General features: G+C 60.7%; 17 protein-coding genes. 1 reads left to right on the forward strand and 16 read right to left on the reverse strand.

Going from position 1 to position 17549, the window contains the following annotated elements; all coding sequences use genetic code 11:
• Window position 1: 1 nt before the first annotated feature.
• The 16 genes from CHH27_RS28510 to CHH27_RS14275 all read right to left on the reverse strand — a co-directional run bounded on the left by CHH27_RS28510 (window position 2) and on the right by CHH27_RS14275 (window position 16101).
• Window positions 2–1078 carry an AMP-binding protein gene (locus CHH27_RS28510; RefSeq protein ID WP_208988218.1) on the reverse strand — a complete coding sequence of 359 codons (1077 nt, stop codon included), beginning with the start codon at window positions 1076–1078 and terminating at the stop codon, window positions 2–4.
• Window positions 1075–1815: an AMP-binding protein gene (locus CHH27_RS28515; RefSeq protein WP_208988219.1), complete on the reverse strand. Its 741-nt coding sequence runs from the start codon at window positions 1813–1815 to the stop codon at window positions 1075–1077. Before CHH27_RS28515 ends, CHH27_RS28510 begins: the two co-directional genes overlap by 4 nt.
• Before the next feature lie 22 nt (window positions 1816–1837).
• Window positions 1838–2323 carry a MarR family winged helix-turn-helix transcriptional regulator gene (locus tag CHH27_RS14210; RefSeq protein ID WP_094072175.1) on the reverse strand — a complete coding sequence of 162 codons (486 nt, stop codon included), beginning with the start codon at window positions 2321–2323 and terminating at the stop codon, window positions 1838–1840.
• Window positions 2324–2327: 4 nt separating this feature from the next.
• On the reverse strand, window positions 2328–3095 hold the full coding sequence (locus tag CHH27_RS14215; RefSeq protein WP_094072176.1) for a crotonase/enoyl-CoA hydratase family protein: 768 nt from the start codon (window positions 3093–3095) through the stop codon (window positions 2328–2330).
• A 10-nt stretch (window positions 3096–3105) separates the two neighbouring features.
• Window positions 3106–3870: an SDR family NAD(P)-dependent oxidoreductase gene (locus CHH27_RS14220; protein ID WP_094072177.1), complete on the reverse strand. Its 765-nt coding sequence runs from the start codon at window positions 3868–3870 to the stop codon at window positions 3106–3108.
• Between the two features lie 89 nt (window positions 3871–3959).
• A complete protein-coding gene (locus CHH27_RS14225) occupies window positions 3960–5276 on the reverse strand; it encodes a TRAP transporter large permease (protein ID WP_094072178.1) in 1317 nt (438 codons plus the stop codon).
• Window positions 5273–5860 (reverse strand): TRAP transporter small permease, encoded by a 588-nt coding sequence (locus tag CHH27_RS14230; protein WP_094072179.1) that lies wholly within the window; start codon window positions 5858–5860, stop codon window positions 5273–5275. Before CHH27_RS14230 ends, CHH27_RS14225 begins: the two co-directional genes overlap by 4 nt.
• Window positions 5861–5927: 67 nt before the next feature.
• Window positions 5928–6968: a TRAP transporter substrate-binding protein gene (locus tag CHH27_RS14235; protein ID WP_094072180.1), complete on the reverse strand. Its 1041-nt coding sequence runs from the start codon at window positions 6966–6968 to the stop codon at window positions 5928–5930.
• Between the two features lie 577 nt (window positions 6969–7545).
• A complete protein-coding gene (locus CHH27_RS14240; protein ID WP_094072181.1) occupies window positions 7546–9192 on the reverse strand; it encodes a dihydroxyacetone kinase subunit DhaK in 1647 nt (548 codons plus the stop codon).
• A gap of 11 nt (window positions 9193–9203) precedes the next feature.
• Window positions 9204–10199, reverse strand: a complete 996-nt coding sequence (locus CHH27_RS14245) for an ABC transporter ATP-binding protein (protein WP_094072182.1) — start codon at window positions 10197–10199, stop codon at window positions 9204–9206.
• Complete coding sequence (locus CHH27_RS14250) at window positions 10192–11289, reverse strand: ABC transporter ATP-binding protein (protein WP_094074749.1); 1098 nt, start codon at window positions 11287–11289, stop codon at window positions 10192–10194. The genes CHH27_RS14245 and CHH27_RS14250 overlap by 8 nt, the downstream gene beginning before the upstream one ends.
• 5 nt (window positions 11290–11294) lie before the next feature.
• Window positions 11295–11483: a hypothetical protein gene (locus tag CHH27_RS14255; protein WP_094072183.1), complete on the reverse strand. Its 189-nt coding sequence runs from the start codon at window positions 11481–11483 to the stop codon at window positions 11295–11297.
• Complete coding sequence (locus tag CHH27_RS14260; RefSeq protein WP_094072184.1) at window positions 11480–12421, reverse strand: carbohydrate ABC transporter permease; 942 nt, start codon at window positions 12419–12421, stop codon at window positions 11480–11482. The genes CHH27_RS14255 and CHH27_RS14260 overlap by 4 nt, the downstream gene beginning before the upstream one ends.
• Window positions 12418–13365, reverse strand: a complete 948-nt coding sequence (locus CHH27_RS14265; protein WP_094072185.1) for a carbohydrate ABC transporter permease — start codon at window positions 13363–13365, stop codon at window positions 12418–12420. Before CHH27_RS14265 ends, CHH27_RS14260 begins: the two co-directional genes overlap by 4 nt.
• A gap of 163 nt (window positions 13366–13528) precedes the next feature.
• On the reverse strand, window positions 13529–14848 hold the full coding sequence (locus CHH27_RS14270) for an ABC transporter substrate-binding protein (RefSeq protein WP_094072186.1): 1320 nt from the start codon (window positions 14846–14848) through the stop codon (window positions 13529–13531).
• A 224-nt stretch (window positions 14849–15072) separates the two neighbouring features.
• Window positions 15073–16101, reverse strand: a complete 1029-nt coding sequence (locus CHH27_RS14275; protein WP_094072187.1) for a LacI family DNA-binding transcriptional regulator — start codon at window positions 16099–16101, stop codon at window positions 15073–15075.
• 348 nt (window positions 16102–16449) lie between these two features.
• Here CHH27_RS14275 and CHH27_RS14280 point away from each other — a divergent pair, with 348 nt between their 5' ends.
• On the forward strand, window positions 16450–17526 hold the full coding sequence (locus CHH27_RS14280; protein ID WP_094072188.1) for a hypothetical protein: 1077 nt from the start codon (window positions 16450–16452) through the stop codon (window positions 17524–17526).
• Window positions 17527–17549: the final 23 nt, after the last annotated feature.

Genomic DNA, 17549 nt, shown 5'->3' on the forward strand with positions numbered 1-17549 from the left:
CTCAAATCCGGACCACAGCCGGGTCGTCGTCGGTGTAAAGCCGGTCCAGAAGCGCCGCGCGGCGCGCAAGGACCTTGCGAATGTTGAGATTGCCCTTTGCCGTCATCTCGCCGTCCGGCATCGAGGCCGGTTCGGCGAGCACAAGGGCGCGCGAAACACGTGTTGAGCTCCCGCTGATCTCGCGGGCCCGCTCAGTCAGGCGTCGATGGATTTCGCCCTGCAACAGCTTGCAGCGATAGGCGCCCTCCGCTTCGGCAAGGTCAAACCCTTCCCTTGTCAGTTCCGCAATGTTCGGGAAGATCATCACGCCGATCTCCTTGCGGTCCGCACCCGTGACAACAAGATCGGCAGCCAGGGGAGCGAGGCGGGCGAGCAAGTCGAGTTTCAGCTGTGCCGCGCGCACCCAGGTGCCCGACTGCAGTTTGAAATCCTCGGAAATCCGGCCGTCGAAACGCATGCCCTTGTCCGGGTCGTTCTTGTCCAGAAACACCATGGCGTCGCCGGTAATGAAGAACCCCTCCTCGTCGAAGGCGGCCCTGGTCTTGTCGGGGTCGTTGAAATAGCCCGGCATGACATTGGCGCCCTTGACCCGGACTTCGCAGCGCAGGTCCTCGTCCGGGATCAGCTTGACCGTGACACCATTGAGCGGCACGCCGACAATGCCCGAGCGCGGGGCCGGTTCCTGCTGCATCATTGCGGATGGGGCTGTTTCCGTCAGGCCCCAGGAAGAGGTCATCAGGGGTACCTCGCCCTTGACTTCCAGCGCCATTTTCTCAAAGCCCGCCCAGACGTCCTGGGGCAGCGACGCTCCGGCGTAGAAGATCAGGTCGAGGTCTTCGAAAAAGCGCTTCAGCAGGTCGCGGTCAGCCTCAAGGGCCTTCAGCAACATGCCGAAGCCGAGCGGCACATTGAAGGCCAGCGTCCCGGTCTTGAGACCCAGGTTCTCGACCGTACGCTCGAACAGACCCTTGACCGGTTTGCCGTCGTCAATGTAGAGGCTGCCGCCATTCGCCAGCATCATGTTGAAGTTATGCGAGCCGCCGAAGACATGGTTCCAGGGCAGCCAGTCGACGATCACGGGGGGCGCTTGCAAAGGAACGGCAGCGCATCGCGGAGCTGCGCCTGGTTGACGCACATCATCCGGTGCGTCGTCAAAACCCCTTTCGGGCTGGACGTCGAGCCGGACGTCATCAGGATCTTGCCAACCGTATCCGGCGTGACATCGGCAAAGGCCTTGTCGACATCAATGCCGCCATCGCCCTTCAGCAGATCCGAGAAAGGAGTGACAGTGCGCGCGCCCGGCCGGCTGGCGACGATCTCGACAGACTGCAGTGCGTCCAGATCAAGCGCCTCGCCAAATTGCTCGGCATCGACCACATAAGCCATGCGCGGCCGGATCAGTCCGATCACCTCGCGGAGCCGGCCGTGAGCACCGTGTACCAGCGCATATTGCTCGGCCACCGGCACGATGGGCACGCCGACATATTGCGCCGCGAGTGCCAGAATGCCGTGATCGACACCGTTGCCCGACATCACCAGGATCGGTGTCGAGCCGTCCAGTCCCCGCGCCAGCAGGGCTGCGCCAACGGCGCGGACCTTTTCCAGCATGGCGGCGTAGCCTTCCGCGCGCCACCCGGCACCGCTGCGTTCTGCGAGGAACACACGGTCCGGAGCTGTCTCCGCCCACTGATGCAGCCAGTCGCCGGTGCGTTCGGCAGCTTCCGACAGAATGTGGTTCGACCTCAGCAGGATCGAACCATCTGTGCGCATCTCCTGGTCGACGGAATGAACCTGATAGTCGGCCGTGCGTTGCATGACATCTCCTCCCAAAGCCATCTCAGGTCTCCCTGTTCCGATTGGCTTCAATCAACTGCATCACCTTCATGGCCCCTTTCAGCGCCTCGGGCGTGATGCCTTGCACCAGGCGGTCTTCATGAGCCTGAACCGCGGCAACGGCCTTTTCATAAAGCTGGCGACCGGCGAGCGTTGCCTTGAGCGCATAGGCGCGGCGGTCGCTCGGCAACCTGTCCCGAACGATCAGCTCCCGCCGTTCCAGCTCGTCGATGATGACAACAAGATTTGGCCGTTCGACATCCATCGCTTCGGCCAGCTGCGACTGGCGCAAGCCAGGATTGTCGACGATCAGCACCAGCGCCGTATAGGTGATCATGCGAAGCTCGAAGGGCTTCAGGGTCCGGTTCAGATCGGACTGGATCACGTTGAAGGCACGCTTGATCTGATAACCGTACAAGGACCGCAAAGTGCGGTCGCTGACGCTGACGGCTTCCCTCTGGACATCCGGTTTGAGGGCTGGTGTCTTCATGGCATCACCGGAATGTCGGGCTGCGCTTTTCCAGGAAGGCCGCAAGGCCTTCCAGCGCATCCGGGCTGGTTTGCGTGATTGCAGCGCACAGGCTTTCCGTGAACAATCCGTCGGCCTTGGACATGTCGCCGATCCGGGCGAGCGCCTGGATCATGATGTAGTTGGAGAGCGGTGCATTCGAGGCGATCTTGCGGGCCAGATCCTGTGCTTTGGCCAATGCCTCACCATCCCCGACAGCGTAGTGGGTCAGACCCAGGGCGAGACCTTCCTCAGCGCTGTACTTGCGACCTGTCAGCATCATTTCCGTCATCCGGTCTGCGCCAAGAATGCGGCCGACCCGCACGGACGCGCCCCCTCCGACAAAGATGCCGCGGCGTCCTTCGGGCAACTGGAAGAAGGCGGTCGGTTCCGCAACCCGCACATGGGTGGCCGAGGCCAATTCCAGGCCGCCGCCGATCACCGCACCGAACATTGCGGAGACAACAGGCAGGCCGCCGAACTGGATCCGGTCCATCACCTCGTGCCAGCCACGCGAATGCCGCATCGTGCCTTCCGCGTCGCGGGCAACATGCTCGCTCAGATCGAGACCGGAGCAGAAGTGACCGGCCGTTCCCGTCAGGACCACGGCTTTCACAGTGTCCGGCGGTTTGGAGAAAAAGCCGTCAATCTTGTCCAGCAGGGCGTCGCACATGGCGTTGCGCTTGTCCGGCCGGTTCATGGTCAGCGTCGCGACGCCGTCGTCAATGTCGATGGTCAGGATGTCGTCCGTCATCTGCTTTTCCTCAGCGCGGCGGCAGGCGCACGGCGCCGTCCAACCGGATGGTTGTTCCGTTCAGGAACGGATTGCTCACGATGTGTTCTGCAAGACGCGCAAATTCGTCCGGCTCGCCAAGACGTGGCGGAAAAGGAATGTTGGCGGTGATCTTCGCGGAGACCTCTTCCGGCAAGCCTTCCATCATCGGCGTCCGGAAGAGACCAGGGGCAATCGCCATGACGCGGATGCCATGCTGGGCGAATTCGCGCGCCGCCGGCAGGCACATCGCTGCAATCCCGCCCTTGGAGGCCGAATAGGCCGCCTGTCCGAGCTGACCGTCTTCGAAGGCGACGGACGCCGTGTTGATGATCACACCACGCTCGCCGGTCTCCGTCGGGTCTTCGTCCAGCAAACGTCTGGCCGCATGGCTCATGACGTTGAACGTGCCGAAGAGATTGACCTTCAATGTCTTTTCAAACGTGTCGAAGGAGAGCTTGCCTTCCCGCCCGACGATGCGTGCCGCAAAGCCGACGCCGGCACAGTTGACAATCACCCGGGGCGCACCGCCCAGATGTGCCGAAGCCTCATCGAGGGCTCGGCCGACCGCGGCTTCATCGCTGACATTGGCCTGAACGGCCTGCCCGCCAATCTCGTCGGCGACCTGCCGGGCCTTGTCAATGTCATGGTCCAGCAGGACAACTTTCGCACCCTGCCCGGCGAAATGGCGCGCGGTCTGCGCGCCCAGGCCACTGCCCGCGCCTGTCACCAGTACCCTGCTCTGCGCCAGTTTCATTGACTCGCCTCCATTTCAGTATTCATCATCATTGTTATATCACATATCTATTTAAACGCACACATATCCTCTCCGGTGTTCCGGGCGGCCTAGCCGCCCAGAAGGAACAGGGTGATCGAGGGGAACAGAACCAGAAGAACGACCCGGAGAATATCGGACGTGACGAACCACATCACGGCCTTGTAGGTCGCGGTCATTGGGGTCGTCGTGTCCATCGTGTTGATGATGAAGAGATTCATGCCCACGGGTGGCGTGATCAGCCCGACCTCCACGACGATCAGCACGATAATACCGAACCAGATTGCGACATGTTCAGGGCTCATGCCGAAATCGAGTACGCTGATCACCGGGAAGAAGATCGGAATGGTCAGGAGGATCATCGACAGACTGTCCATCAGACAGCCGAAGGCGAGGTAGAACAGCAGGATCAGGGTCAGCACCATCCAGGGACTGAGGCCCTGGCCGACGACCCAGCCGCTGAGCTCCTGCGGCAACTGGCTGAGCGCTAGGAAGCTGTTGTAGAACCCGGCCCCGAGGATGATGAAGAAGATCATCGCCGTGCTCATGGCGGTCTGGATCATGCTGTCGAGGAACATCTTCCAGGTGAGATTGCCCGACAGAAGGGCAATCACGCCGGTTCCGGCGGCGCCCACGGCAGCGCCTTCGGTCGGGGTGAACCAGCCAAGATAGATCCCGCCAACCACAAGGCCAAACACAAGGAGCACCGGCCAGACGTCGATCATGGCCTTGATCCGCTCTGAATAGGGCACCGGTTCACGCGTGCCGGCCGCGTCCGGATGCAGGCGGACATAGATCGAGATGGTGATCATGTAGCCGATGGCCGCCAGAATGCCCGGGATGAAGGCCGCCAGGAACAGCTTGGCAATGTTCTGTTCGGTCAGGATGGCGTAGATCACCAGGATGACCGACGGGGGAATGAGAATGCCAAGCGTGCCGCCGGCCGCCAGCGTCGCCGTCGAGAAGCCGCCGGAATAGCCGTAGCGGCGCAGCTCCGGCAGCGCGACCCGGCTCATGGTTGCAGCTGTTGCCAGTGAGGAGCCGCAGATGGCACCGAACCCGGCACAGGCGCCGACCGCCGCCATGGCGACACCGCCCTTGCGGTGCCCAAGCCAGCTTTCAGCCGCCTTGAACAGCGACGACGACATGCCCGAATGGGTCGCGAACTGGCCCATCAGCAGGAACATCGGAATAATCGTCAGCGAATAGCTGGAGAACGTCGAATAGGTCTCGCTCTTCAGCTTGGACAGGAACATGTTCGGCGTTCCGATTGCCAGCCACAGGCCACCAAGGCCGCAGATCATCATGGCCAGGCCGATCGGCGCACGCAGGAAAATCAGCAGAAGCAGGACGGGAAAGGAATAATACCCGAGTTCGAGCATGCTCAATGGACGCCCTCCCCGCTCTCCGGCGACATGTTCTTGCCCGTCACCAGATCAAACACCCTTTTCACCGCGCAATAGATCGCCACCACGGAAGCGACCAGCGCTGCGCCAAAGCTGAGCGCAAAGGCCCACCAGATCGGAAACTGCAGGATGAAGGTGGTTTCGTTGTAGCGCATCTTGTCTTCCATGCCGAGGAACAGGCGCCAGGTGATCAGCAGGATCAGGGCGCTCAGGAGCACTTCCCAGACAGTTTCCAGCAAGCGGTTGAGCCAGCGCGGGAAAGCCGTTGCAAAGACATCAACGGTGGCATGGCCCCGGTGCAGCTGGCAGATCGGCAGAAACGCGAAAATCGTGAAACTGACCCCGGCTTCGACCAGCTCGAAATCGCCGAAGACCGGACCGACACCGGTGGCTATCAGCGCATTGGCGGCCGCATCGGAAATGGACTTCAGAAGGTCCGAATGTCCCAGCGTGTTCAGGCCGCGCCCCAGCACGCTGACACAGGTCAGCGCAATCATTGCTGTGAGCACCAGACCGCCAAGGATCGCCATGAAACGTGCAAGGCGTTCCATCAGGGTTTGCAGCATGTCGGTAATCCAGTCAGAGAGTGTCCCCGGAAGATGTCTTCCGGGGACGTCTTATCAGACAGCGCTATCAGTTGGCCATCAGTTCTGCAGCACGGTCCTTCAGGGCCTTGCCGTCGAGACCCTTGCCGTCCATCTCGGCAACCCACTCGTCGCTGGTTGCCTGGGCAGCCGCTTTCCACTCCGCGATCTGCTCGGGAGTGAGCGTGATGATGTTGTTGCCCTTGTCCACGGCCGCCGCACGCGGACCGGCATCGTCGGACTGCATCTGCTTGCCGGCGAATGCGGAGAACTCCTCACCGGAATTGGCATCGATGATGGCCTTCAGATCGTCCGGCAGGCTGTCGTATTTTTCCTTGTTCATCGCGAAGATGAAGGTCGTGGTGTAGAGCGCATCGCCCGGGAACTCGGTGTGGTTGCCCACAAGCTCGTTCACCTTCAGCGCGCCAACCACTTCCCACGGAATGACGGTGGCATCGATCACGCCCTTGGACAGGGCTTCCGGAATTGCCGGAACCGGCATCCCGACCGGCGTTGCACCGAGATTGGAGAACAGCTTGTTGGTCATCCGGGTCGGAGCGCGCAGCTTGACACCGTTCAGGTCATCCAGCGAGGAAATCGGCTTGCTGGAATGGATCACACCCGGACCATGGACCCAAAGGCCCAGCGGTTTGAAGCGGGCGAAGTCCTCGTCCATCATGGTTTCTTCGGCCAGTTTCCAGTAGGCGCGGGACATGGTTTCCGCATCACCCATTGTGAAAGGCAGCTCGAACACTTCGGCGCGCGGGAAGCGGCCCGGCGTGTAACCGGCCACGGTCCATACGATGTCGACAACACCGTCAACCACCTGGTCGATCAGCTCCGGCGGCTTTCCGCCCAGCTGCATGGACGGGTAGCGCTCCACCTTGATCCGGCCACCGGATTCGGCTTCGATCTTGTCCGCCCACGGATAGAGCACATTCTTCGGCACATTGGCCTGGGCCGGCAGGAATTGGTGCATGCGCAAGGTGACTTCCTGCGCGAAGCTGGACGAGGCCGTGCCGGCCAGTGCGACGGCCGACACGGCGGCCGCAGCAGCCAGCTTGGCAATCGTCTTGTTCAAGTTGATCATGGTTTCCTCCCTGTTCGATCAACTCCAAAACCCGGCCGGCATCCTCGCTCCAACCAGGTGATGAAATAAGATAGTTATACTTTGTAACCTTGTTCAACCTCGGTGAGCGGCTCTGTCAGGCAAACCGCCGCGGCCAGCTTTGCATGCGCAGGCCCTGACGAAAAGTCATTCCTGCGGACCGGCTCCCAAAGCATCACATTTCCCCTCCAATTTGGACGGAGTGTGTGACGAATTTTTCCGGAAGGCAAGATACCGTACGGGTCAGATGGCGCGAAACCAGAGGCCGGCAGGCCTATCGGCTGTGCTCGCCTGTCGTTGCCTTCACCTGTCGCGCGAGGCGCTGGATGGCTCGTCATGCGGCGGCCGCAACGGATCACGCGCGACGATGAGATCCTGGCCATGCATCCGATCCTCCCTGTTGTCTCGGATATTGAATGAACCAAAACAGGAAGTAAAATGAGAATTTAAGCCACTTACTTTCCAAAGAAGGAAATCAAATGATTGTCGGCCAAAAACGATATGGCGCAAAAAAACCGGCGGGCTCAAGCTGCTGGGGCCCGCCGGTCGAGGTCCGGCCTTATGCGGATCGGGAGGAAAGGGCCGGTGTGTCCGTGAGTTGCTCGAGGAGAAGCGCAACCGCTTCTGCGCCCGGATCATTGTGACCGGAGAGGCTGGCTTCGGAGACATAGGAGGCCCGGCCGGCCCTTGCGCGGGTGATCCGGGCCGTTGCATCCGCGCCCTGGCGGGCTTCTGCCGCTGCCGCTTCAATGCCGTTGTCCAGCGCATTCAGGGCCGGCAGCAGGGCATCGATCATGGTGCGGTCGCCCGGCTTCGCCCCGCCGACCTGCATGATCCGGTCCAGCCCGGCATGCAGAGCGCCGATGGCACCGCGGCCGCTGGATGACGCATCCCCCGCCGCGGCAAAGAAGATCGCCAGCAACACGCCGGACGAGCCTCCCATGGTCTGGCTGAGTTCCAGGCCGATGGCCCGGTAGAGCTGGGTCAGATCGGCCAGCGGCAGGCGATCCAGCGCCTGGATCAAGGCACGCGCTGCGGTGGCCAGCGTGCTGCCCGTATCGCCGTCGCCGGATTTCAGGTCGAGCGCATTGAGGTCGTCCTCCGCGGCAATCAGGATGTTGCAGCAACGTTCGATGAAGGCGCGGGTTTCCGGATTTTTCGACGGCAGCGGCTGGATCGGGCTCAGCCCGTCCGGCAAGGGCCGCACGGCGACGGCACCAAGCGACAGACAACCCGGCCACGCCCAGGGCGCGACCGGCGCCTGCAACAGCGCTTCTTCGGCCTTGTCGACCGGCAGCAGCGACACGGAGAACCCATGCATGTCGAGCGATGTCATCATGGCCGCCGGTCCGATCACCCAGCGGATCTGGCTGCCGATCCGGGACGTTGTCATCTCTTCCAGCAGCACGCTCATTTCCAGAGGCGTCGTCGAACCGAGATTGTTGAGGATCGCCACATGCGGACCCGGCTTGAGATTGGGGGCAAGCCTTTCAACAACCATGGCCATGGCCGCCCTGGCATTGGAATAGTCCACCTGCTCGATGCCGGCTTCGCCGTGAATGCCAAGGCCGAGTTCGGCCTTGCCCATGGCAATCCGGTCTTCCTTGGGCGCCCCGGGGATGGTGCAGGTGTCGAGCGACATGCCGATGGAAATTGCACCGCCAATCGCCTTCCTGGCCGCCGCCGTGATGGTGTCGAGATCGGCTCCCTGGTCGGCCAGCGCCCCGGCGATCTTGTGCACGAACAAGGTGCCGGCAACACCGCGTGCCTGCGGCAGGTCCGGCAGGGCGACATCGTCGTCGACGATCACCATGTTGACCTTGAGACCAAAGGCTCGGGCGCGTTCCGCCGCCAGGCCGAAATTGAGCCGGTCGCCGGTGTAGTTCTTGACGATCAGCAGACAACCCGCCTTGCCGGTCACCGCAAGAATGCCTGCCAGAACCGCATCGACGGAGGGCGAGGCAAAGACCTCGCCACAGACGGCTGCCGTCAGCATGCCCTGGCCGACAAAGCCGGCATGGCTCGGTTCGTGACCGGAACCGCCTCCGGAAACAAGCGCCACCTTGGACTTGTCCCAGTCGGTCCTGACAACGACCTTGATATGCGGATAACCATCGAGGCGCGCAAGCCGCCCGCCGGCGGTCCGGAGCATGCCGTCAATCGCTTCGGTGACAAGGGTTTCCTTGGTATTGATGAACTGTTTCATGTCCCGTCTCCTCAGGCAATTCTGGCGCCGCTGCCGTCAAAAAACAGCGGATTGCGTGGCTGGATGGCGAGCATGTCGCCGGGTTCAAGGGATGTGTGCGGCTCCGACAGGGTGACGATGTCGTGTCCGTCCAGTGACAGGTGCAGGCGGGTCTGATCTCCCAGATGTTCCACCCGCCGGACCTCGGACGGCTTGCCCTCCCCTTGCGCAATATGCTCCGGCCGCAGACCGATCGATGTCGCGCCTGACGGCGCTCCGGCAAACAGGTCCGCGGGCAGGACGTTGATACGCGGCTGACCGAGCCGGCCCGCCACATAAAGATTGACCGGGTCTTCATAGATCTCGCGCGGCGAGCCGAACTGGACCAGACGGCCATGATCAAGCACCCCGACATGGGTGGCCATGGTCATCGCCTCGATCTGGTCGTGGGTCACGTAGAGCAAGGTCGCCCCCAGGTTTTCCTGAATGCGTTTCAGCTCGATCCGCAGATCCGAGCGCAGCTTGGCATCGAGCGAACTGAGCGGCTCATCCATCAGGTAGATGGAGGGATCGCGCACAAGAGCCCGCCCGATGGAGACCCGCTGCATCTCGCCGCCGGACAGATTGGTCGCCTTGTTGTTGAGCTTGTGCGAGATCTTCAGGACCTCGGCGACTTCCTGCACCTTGCGATCGATCTCGTCTGCCGGTGTTTTCAAAAGCGGCGACTTCAACGGAAAGGCCAGATTGTCCTTCACGCTCAGATGCGGATAGAGCGAATATTGCTGGAAGACCATGGCGACGTTTCGTTGCGCAGGCGTGTCCTGCACGACGGATCGGCCTGCGATGGTCACATCCCCTTTGTCCGGCTGCTCCAACCCTGCGATCAGCCGCAGGATCGTTGTCTTGCCTGCCCCGGTCGGCCCCAGCAGCGTCACGAACGCGCCGTTCGGGATGGTCATGGTGACATCGTCGACGGCAAGCGTATCCCCGAATGCCTTGGAGAGATTGCCGAGCTTGACTTCAGACATGGGCCAGCACTCCCTCGTTGAGCTCGGACCGCAGCGCCCGGCCCGACTGGTTGTCGAACAGGGTGACGGTCGAACCGTTGAAATCAAGGCCGACAAACTCGCCCACCCGGACCGGCTGGTCGGAGGGGATCCGGGCCTTGAGCTCTCCATTGGCCGTCTTGAGCGTCACGATCTGGGTCGTTCCGAGATATTCCGCCGCCAGCACTTCGCCGCGATAGCTGCCATTGTCCGTCAAAGAAATGTGCTCGGGGCGAATGCCGAAAACGAGATCCCCTTCGAAGGGCTCGCGCAGCTGCGGCACCTTCAAGCTCTCGTGATGGATCTTCACCTCTGATGACCCGGCATGTACCTCGCCATGAAAGCGCAGGAAGTTCATGGACGGAGAACCGATAAAGTCGGCGACGAACATGGTCGCCGGCTTGTCGTAAATGTCCTGCGGCGTGCCGAACTGCTCGATGACACCATGGTTCATGACGACGATCTTGTCACCCATCTGCATGGCTTCCAGCTGGTCATGGGTGACATAGACCGTGGTTGCCCCCATCCGGTCATGCAGCGCGCGCAGTTCTTCCGACATGTGTTCGCGGAACTCGGCATCAAGGGCACCCAGCGGCTCGTCCATCATGAAGGCCTTCGGGTCGCGCACGATGGCTCGCCCGAGCGCAACCCGCTGGCGGTCGCCACCGGACAGGCCGCCGACCGGCCGGTCGAGGATGTCGGTGATACCGAGGATCTGTGCCACCTCGCCAACCTTCTCCTTGACCTGCTGTTTCGACATGCCCTGGCTGACCAGCGGATAGGAGATGTTCTTGCGCACATTCATGTGCGGATAGAGGGCGAACATCTGGAAGACGAAGGCAATGTCGCGCTTGCTCGCCGGATGCTGGCCGACCTCCTCGCCGTCGATATAGATCTCGCCTGCGGTCGGCAGCTCCAGCCCGGCGATCATCCGCAAGGTGGTGGTCTTGCCGCAGCCGGACGGGCCAAGCAGCATGAAGAACTCGCCGTCTTCGATCTTGAAGGAGGAAGACTGCACGGCGGTGAAATCGCCGAACTCCTTCCTGAGGTTCCTGATCACGATCTCTGCCATGAAGATCACTCCGGAAAGTGGCTGACGACGATGAACATCACCGTTCCGGTCAGCGTGACAATGAAGGAATAGGTGTAGGCCCAGAGAACCAGCGGCTGCATCAGCATGATCACGCCGACCGCGATCAGGATGGATGCCAGCATTTCCCAGGACCCGCGGCGGAAGCGCACAAGGCCGTTGACGAACTCAGTCATTTGCGGACCGCTCCGAAGGTGATGCCACGCAGCAGATGCTTGCGCAGGAGAATAGTGAAGACCATGACCGGCACGAGGAAGAGGGTCGCGCCCGCCGCCACCGCCGGCCAGTCCTGGCCGCCGACACCGATGATGGTCGGGATGAAGGGCGGCGCAGTCTGGGCCGTTCCCGACGTCAGGAGCACCGCGAAAGCATATTCGTTCCACGAGAAGATCAGGCAGAAGATGGCGGTCGAGGCAATCCCGGTCGCCGCCTGCGGCAGCACCACCTTGTAGAAGGCCTGGAACCGGGTATAGCCGTCGATCAGCGCCGCCTCCTCATATTCTCGCGGGATCTCGTCGATGAAGCCTTTCAGGAGCCAGACCGCCAGCGAGATGTTCACCGCCGTGTAGAGCAGGATCATGCCGAGATGGGTGTCCGACAGGCCGAGCGTCCGGAACATCAGGAAGATCGGGATGGCCACCGCGATCGGCGGCATCATCCTCGTCGACAGGATGAAGAACAGAAGATCGTCCTTGAGCGGCACCTTGAACCTGGAAAAGGCATAGGCGGCCAACGTCCCGAGAAACACCGACAGGAAGGTCGAGCCAAACCCGATGATCACGGAGTTCAGGAACCGCTCGCCGTAGCGTGACGGGCCGGCAATGACCATGTCCCGGTTGCGAACGATCTCCTCGTACCAGCTTGCTGGTGGCGGCAGGGCCTCAAGCTGTTCCGGGGACACCCGCGTGCGGGTGGTGAAGAGATTGACATAACCTTCCAGCGAGGGCTCGAAGAGCACCTTGGGCGGATAGGCAATGGCATCGACCGGCGACTTGAAGCCGGTGGTCAGGATCCAGACCAGCGGCAGCAGGGTGATGACCGCATAGGCGATGACCAGGGACCCGGCGACCCATTTCTGCCGTGGGGACGGCTCGGTAATGGAGAAACTGCTCATCTTTCTTTCACCTTGTTGAGCGCCTTCACATAGATCGAGGCAAGGCCGAAGACGGTCACGAAGAGAATGATGGCGTAGGCGGAGGCATAGCCCGTGCGCCATTTTTCAAAGGCTTCGCGTTTGAGATTGATGGAGGTGAGCTCGGTGACGGAGCCCGGGCCACCGCCGGTCAGCTGCACAACCAGGTCGAACATCTTGAAGTTCTCGATGCCGCGGAAAAGCACGGCCAGCATCAGGAAGGGCAGCACCATTGGCACCGTGATCGTCCAGAACTGGCGCCATTTGCTTGCCCGGTCGATCTCGGCTGCTTCATAGATGTAGTCCGGGATCGATCGGAGGCCTGCGAGACAGATCAGCATCACGAAGGGCGTCCACATCCAGGTGTCGACGATTACGATGGCCCAGGGTGCCAGCTTCACATCGCCGATCATCTGGAACGAGGACGGATCGATACCGGTGAGGAACGAAATGCCGTAATTGAAGAGACCGATCTGCGGCTGGTAGAGAAAGGTCCAGAAGTTCCCAACCACCGCAGGCGACAGCATCATCGGCAACACGATCAGCGTTGTCCAGAGATCGTTGCCCTTGAACTTGCGATTGATCAGCCAGGCCAGCGCAAAACCGATCAGCACCTGCAGCACGATGGTCCAGAACAGGAAATGCGCGGTCGCCTGCATGGTCAGCCAGATATCGCCGTCGGTCAGGATGCGCTCGTAATTGCGCAGACCGATATAGTCGACCTCGCGGTTGGGCCGGTTGGCGCGGAAGTTGGTGAAGCTCAGATTGATCGTCCAGATCAGCGGAAAGATGTTTACCGCCAGAAGCAGGAAGATGGTCGGCGCAACAAACAGCCAGGCTATCGTGCGATCCGAGAGACCCCTGATTTTTTTCGCGACCGAGGGCGGGGTCGCTTTTGCTACGTGGTCGATTGGTGTCACGGCCATGAGAAACTCTTGGAAAGGAAAGGTCAGGCGGAAAGCCCGCTTGCAAGCGGCCTCACACGGCGCCCGGATGCAAGTCTTGCGCAGCCGGGCTGGTGTGGTCGATGGAGCCTGTCGCCAGGTGCGGTCCGGCGCATGGCCGGACCGCTGAGATGCATGCGGATGGTCAGAGCTTGCCTTCGTCCTCGAAGGTCTCCGTCCAGTCCTCGATCAGCTTGTCGAGAGCTTCCTTGGCGGTGCCCTGGTCGGCCACCACGTAGTCATGCAGGCGCTTCTGCATGGCCAGCAGCAGTTCGGCATAGGCCGGCTCCTGCCAGAAGTCCTTGACGTTATCCATCGCCAGCAGGAAGTCGGAAGCGAACGGTGCGCTGTCCGGGAAGCTCGGATCGTTCAGCACGCTGACATGGCAGGAATAACCGCCGAGATCCCACCATTTCTTCTGGACGGAGGGCTGGGCGAACCACTTGATGTATTCAAGCGCCGCATCCTGCTTGTCGGAATAGGCCACCACGGAGATGCCCTGCCCGCCGAGCGTGGAGGCTTCGACATTCTGGCCCGGATTGACGAAGAAACCGATCTTGTCGCCACCGGTATCAGGATCCGCATAAAGGCCGGGGAAGAAGGCGAACCAGTTCATCGCCATTGCCACCTGACCGGATTTGAACGCGTCGAGCGACTGTTCCATGTAGCTGTCGGTATATCCGGGAGGCGTGCCGGTCTTGTAGAGCTCCTTGTAGAACTCCAGGCCTGCAACGGCTTCCGGTGAGTTCACCGCGCCTTCCATGTCGTATTTGCCCGGGGTCATCTCGTATTTGAAGCCGAATGGATACATGGAGCTGGTCGCGCCCATGGTGATGCCTTCCGAGCCGCGCTCGGTGAAGATGGCAGCGCCATAGCGGGTCTGACCGTCAATCTCGCGGCCCTGGAAGAACTGTGCGACCTCTAGCAATTCGGCCTGGGTCTTGGGCGGCGCCAGATCGCGGCCGTGCTTTTCCTTGAAGGCTGCCTGGATGTCAGGCATCTCGAACCAGTCCTTGCGATAGAACCAGCCATTGGCATCGCCCATGGCGGGCAGCGCATAATAGTTGGGCGTGCCTTTCGGCCAGGTGGAATAGGCATAGACGGTCGCCGGGGCGAAATCGTCCATGCTGATTCCCTCCTTGTCGAAGAAGTCGTTCAGCTTGACATAATGGCCGTTTTCCGCGCCGCCGCCGATCCACTGGCTGTCGCCGATCAGGAGGTCACAGAGTTTGCCGCCAGAATTCAGCTCGTTGAGCATGCGGTCGGCAAAATTGGGCCAGGGCACAAATTCGAAGTTCATGGTGTGGCCGTATTCGGCCTCGAATTCCTTGGACAGTTCCACAAGGGCGTTGGCCGGATCCCAGGCCGCCCAGCACAGCGTCAGGTCATCAGCCTGCGCTTTGGAAACAGACAGTCCGCCGACCGCAAGAATAGCGGTGGCTGCGAGTAGTTGCGCAGTTTTCATGGGTGAAATCCTCCCGAAGTGATCGCGCACCGGCGCCTGCCGGGCAGCTGCACTCCTCCAAGTGCCCGGGCACGGTAATTGACATACGTATGTCACGTCAATGAAAAAACTGACATACGTCTTTCTTTTTGATGTCAGACACGTGCACCGCCCACCCTGATGCGGCCTCACTACATTGATTTTGTTGTGTTTATTTTCCTGCTCTCAGGACCTGAGCCAAAACCTCAGTAGAGGTTCTCGCGCATAATGATCTCGATGCGGATCTTTTCCTGCGCCTCATAAATGTCGGTGTCATCGCATTTCGCCCGCAGAACCCTCAGGGCGCTGCGCACCAGATGACCGACATTCTGGGCAATGACCGCATCCAGCTCTCCGTCCTGAAGCGCCTGGCGCGTCACGGTGGTCAGGTCATGCGCGATGACCACCAGCTTGCCCGCCACGCCATGCGCCCGCAGGGCGTCCAGCATCGCGGCATTACCGGCCCCCATGGAATAGACGGCCCTGGCTTCCGGATGCGCCTTCAGCGCGTGATGCAGGGTCTCGTGAATACGGTCCGGGTCATCGTGGAATTCGATGGTCGGCAGGGTCTGCAAATGCGGAAAGTCGCGTGACAGCACCTCATCAAGCCCGAACCGCCGCTCGATACTGTCGCGCGCCACCATGGAACTTGTGGTCACCAGAATGCTGCCGGTTTCGTTGCGCAGGAATTTCCCGAGCAGCGCCCCCGCCGTCTTGCCGGCGGAAAAGTTGTCGATCCCTGCAAAATAGTGGCATTTCGAGTTCGGAAGATCCGAAACCAGAGCCACGACATAAACGCCAGCGCTCTTGATATGCGCAATCGCGTCGCGCACCTGCGGCGTTTCGGGAACCATCATGGCAACGCCGTCCAGGGTCGACAGATCGAGTGCCTTGAGCGCCTCGACTATGGCATGCGGATCCGCGGCATTGACCAAAAGAACGCTGACATCCGTCCTGTCGGCGAGCCGTGTGCCGGACGCCTCACCAACGGCCGCCACGATGGTTTCAACAAAGTGATTACCGCCTTCCGGAAGCACGAACACGAAGCGGTACTGCCGCTGCTTGGCCAGGTTGGCTGCGTTCGTATCCCGCACATAGCCAAGTTTTTCGACCGCCGCCTTGACCCGCTCGGCATTTTTCGGCCGCACGTCGGCACGGCCGTTCAGCACCCTGTCGACGGTCGACAGACTGACCCCGGCTTCCCGCGCGATATCATGGACGGTTGGCTTTGCCATTACGCCTCCTTGAAAGCGCTACTGTCGGCAGCATTCTGACATACGTCAATCAAGTTGTATCCAACTCCTCGAAACCGAACCGGCTTTGTCCAACAAAGTCAGCCGCTTGCAGGTAAACCGGCCATGTCTGACAGGGATATACAGCACCGATTCGCAGAAAAGGTCATTCGTTTAGCCGGGGCATATCAAGAGAATGGTGGACGACCTTCTTGCCAGAGACTTGTTGCCGCGACGCAATGTTAACGTTTGACGCTGTAAACGATCCCGGCGGCACCGCTTGTAATTGTATTTACAAGAAGAGTTGCTACATAAGATGTGTTATTTTTAGGAAAATTCAGGAAGGGGCCCATGGCAGATTTCAATGTTCAAATCGAGAAATCGAAACAGGAAGTGGCTGCAGCGCAGCAGAAGATCAACGAGCTGACTTCGAAAATCGAATCCGCACGTGGAAAGCTGGAGGCCGGCCAGGACATCTCGATCGACATTGAAAACGCAACCCTGGACGACGTTCATGCGCATACCGAGCTGATGGGCGCCAACATCGCCGAGCTGATCATGGGTCTCGACGATGTCACGGCGAATTTCTCCAAGGACTTCGACGCCATGCGTTCGAAGACCGGCTGGGAGACCTTTATCGGCTTCTTCTCCAAGCAGCGCTCCGACAGCATTCGTCAGGAACGCATGCGCACCGCCAGCATCGACGACAAGCTGCAGGACCTGATTTCCAAGTCCAATGTCATCGGCCAGCTGCTGCAGGAACAGCTCAACACGCTGAACGAACATTCCAAGCGGGTGGAAACCAACCTGTCCGGCACGCTCGCCCAGCGGGAACAGACCGTCGGCACGCTGGAAGACATCAAGCAGAAGCTGGTCGCGATGGACCCGGACATCATCGCGCTGGAAAACAAGATTTCGATGGAAACCGACGCCGCCGCCCGGACCAAGCTGGAGAGCGAGCTGGCGGAACTCAATTCCGAATACAATCGTCTTGCGCAGGAAGAGCAGGTCAAGCTCGCCGAAAGCCAGACGCTGGAACGCTACATCGAGAAAGGCAAGACCTGGGTCGACAGCCTTCAGAACCAGGCGGCCACCCAGATGGTGCTGATCAACAAGCTGCAGACGGATACCAAGCAGCGAGTCGTTCTCTATGATGCCCTGGTCAAGTCGCTGAAAACGGCACAGCAGCAGGATGTTGCCCACAAGATCAACGAGATCGGAGTGGCGACCGACAAGGAAGCCCAGTCTGCCATGGCCGCCATCGGCTCTGCCACCAACCAGCGCATGGCCGACATGATGGAAGCCCATGAGGACCACATGGTCTTCGCCCGCAAGGTGCTGGAAGAAAAGGCAAAGTCGGACGAGCGCTTCGCCCGCCGCTTTGAAAAGATCGTCGAGAAACACGACAAGAACGCCTACGGTGCCTGACACTCCGGTTCGGGAGCCTAAGC

The sequence above is a fragment of the Labrenzia sp. VG12 genome, from assembly GCF_002237595.1.
Classification (GTDB): domain Bacteria; phylum Pseudomonadota; class Alphaproteobacteria; order Rhizobiales; family Stappiaceae; genus Roseibium.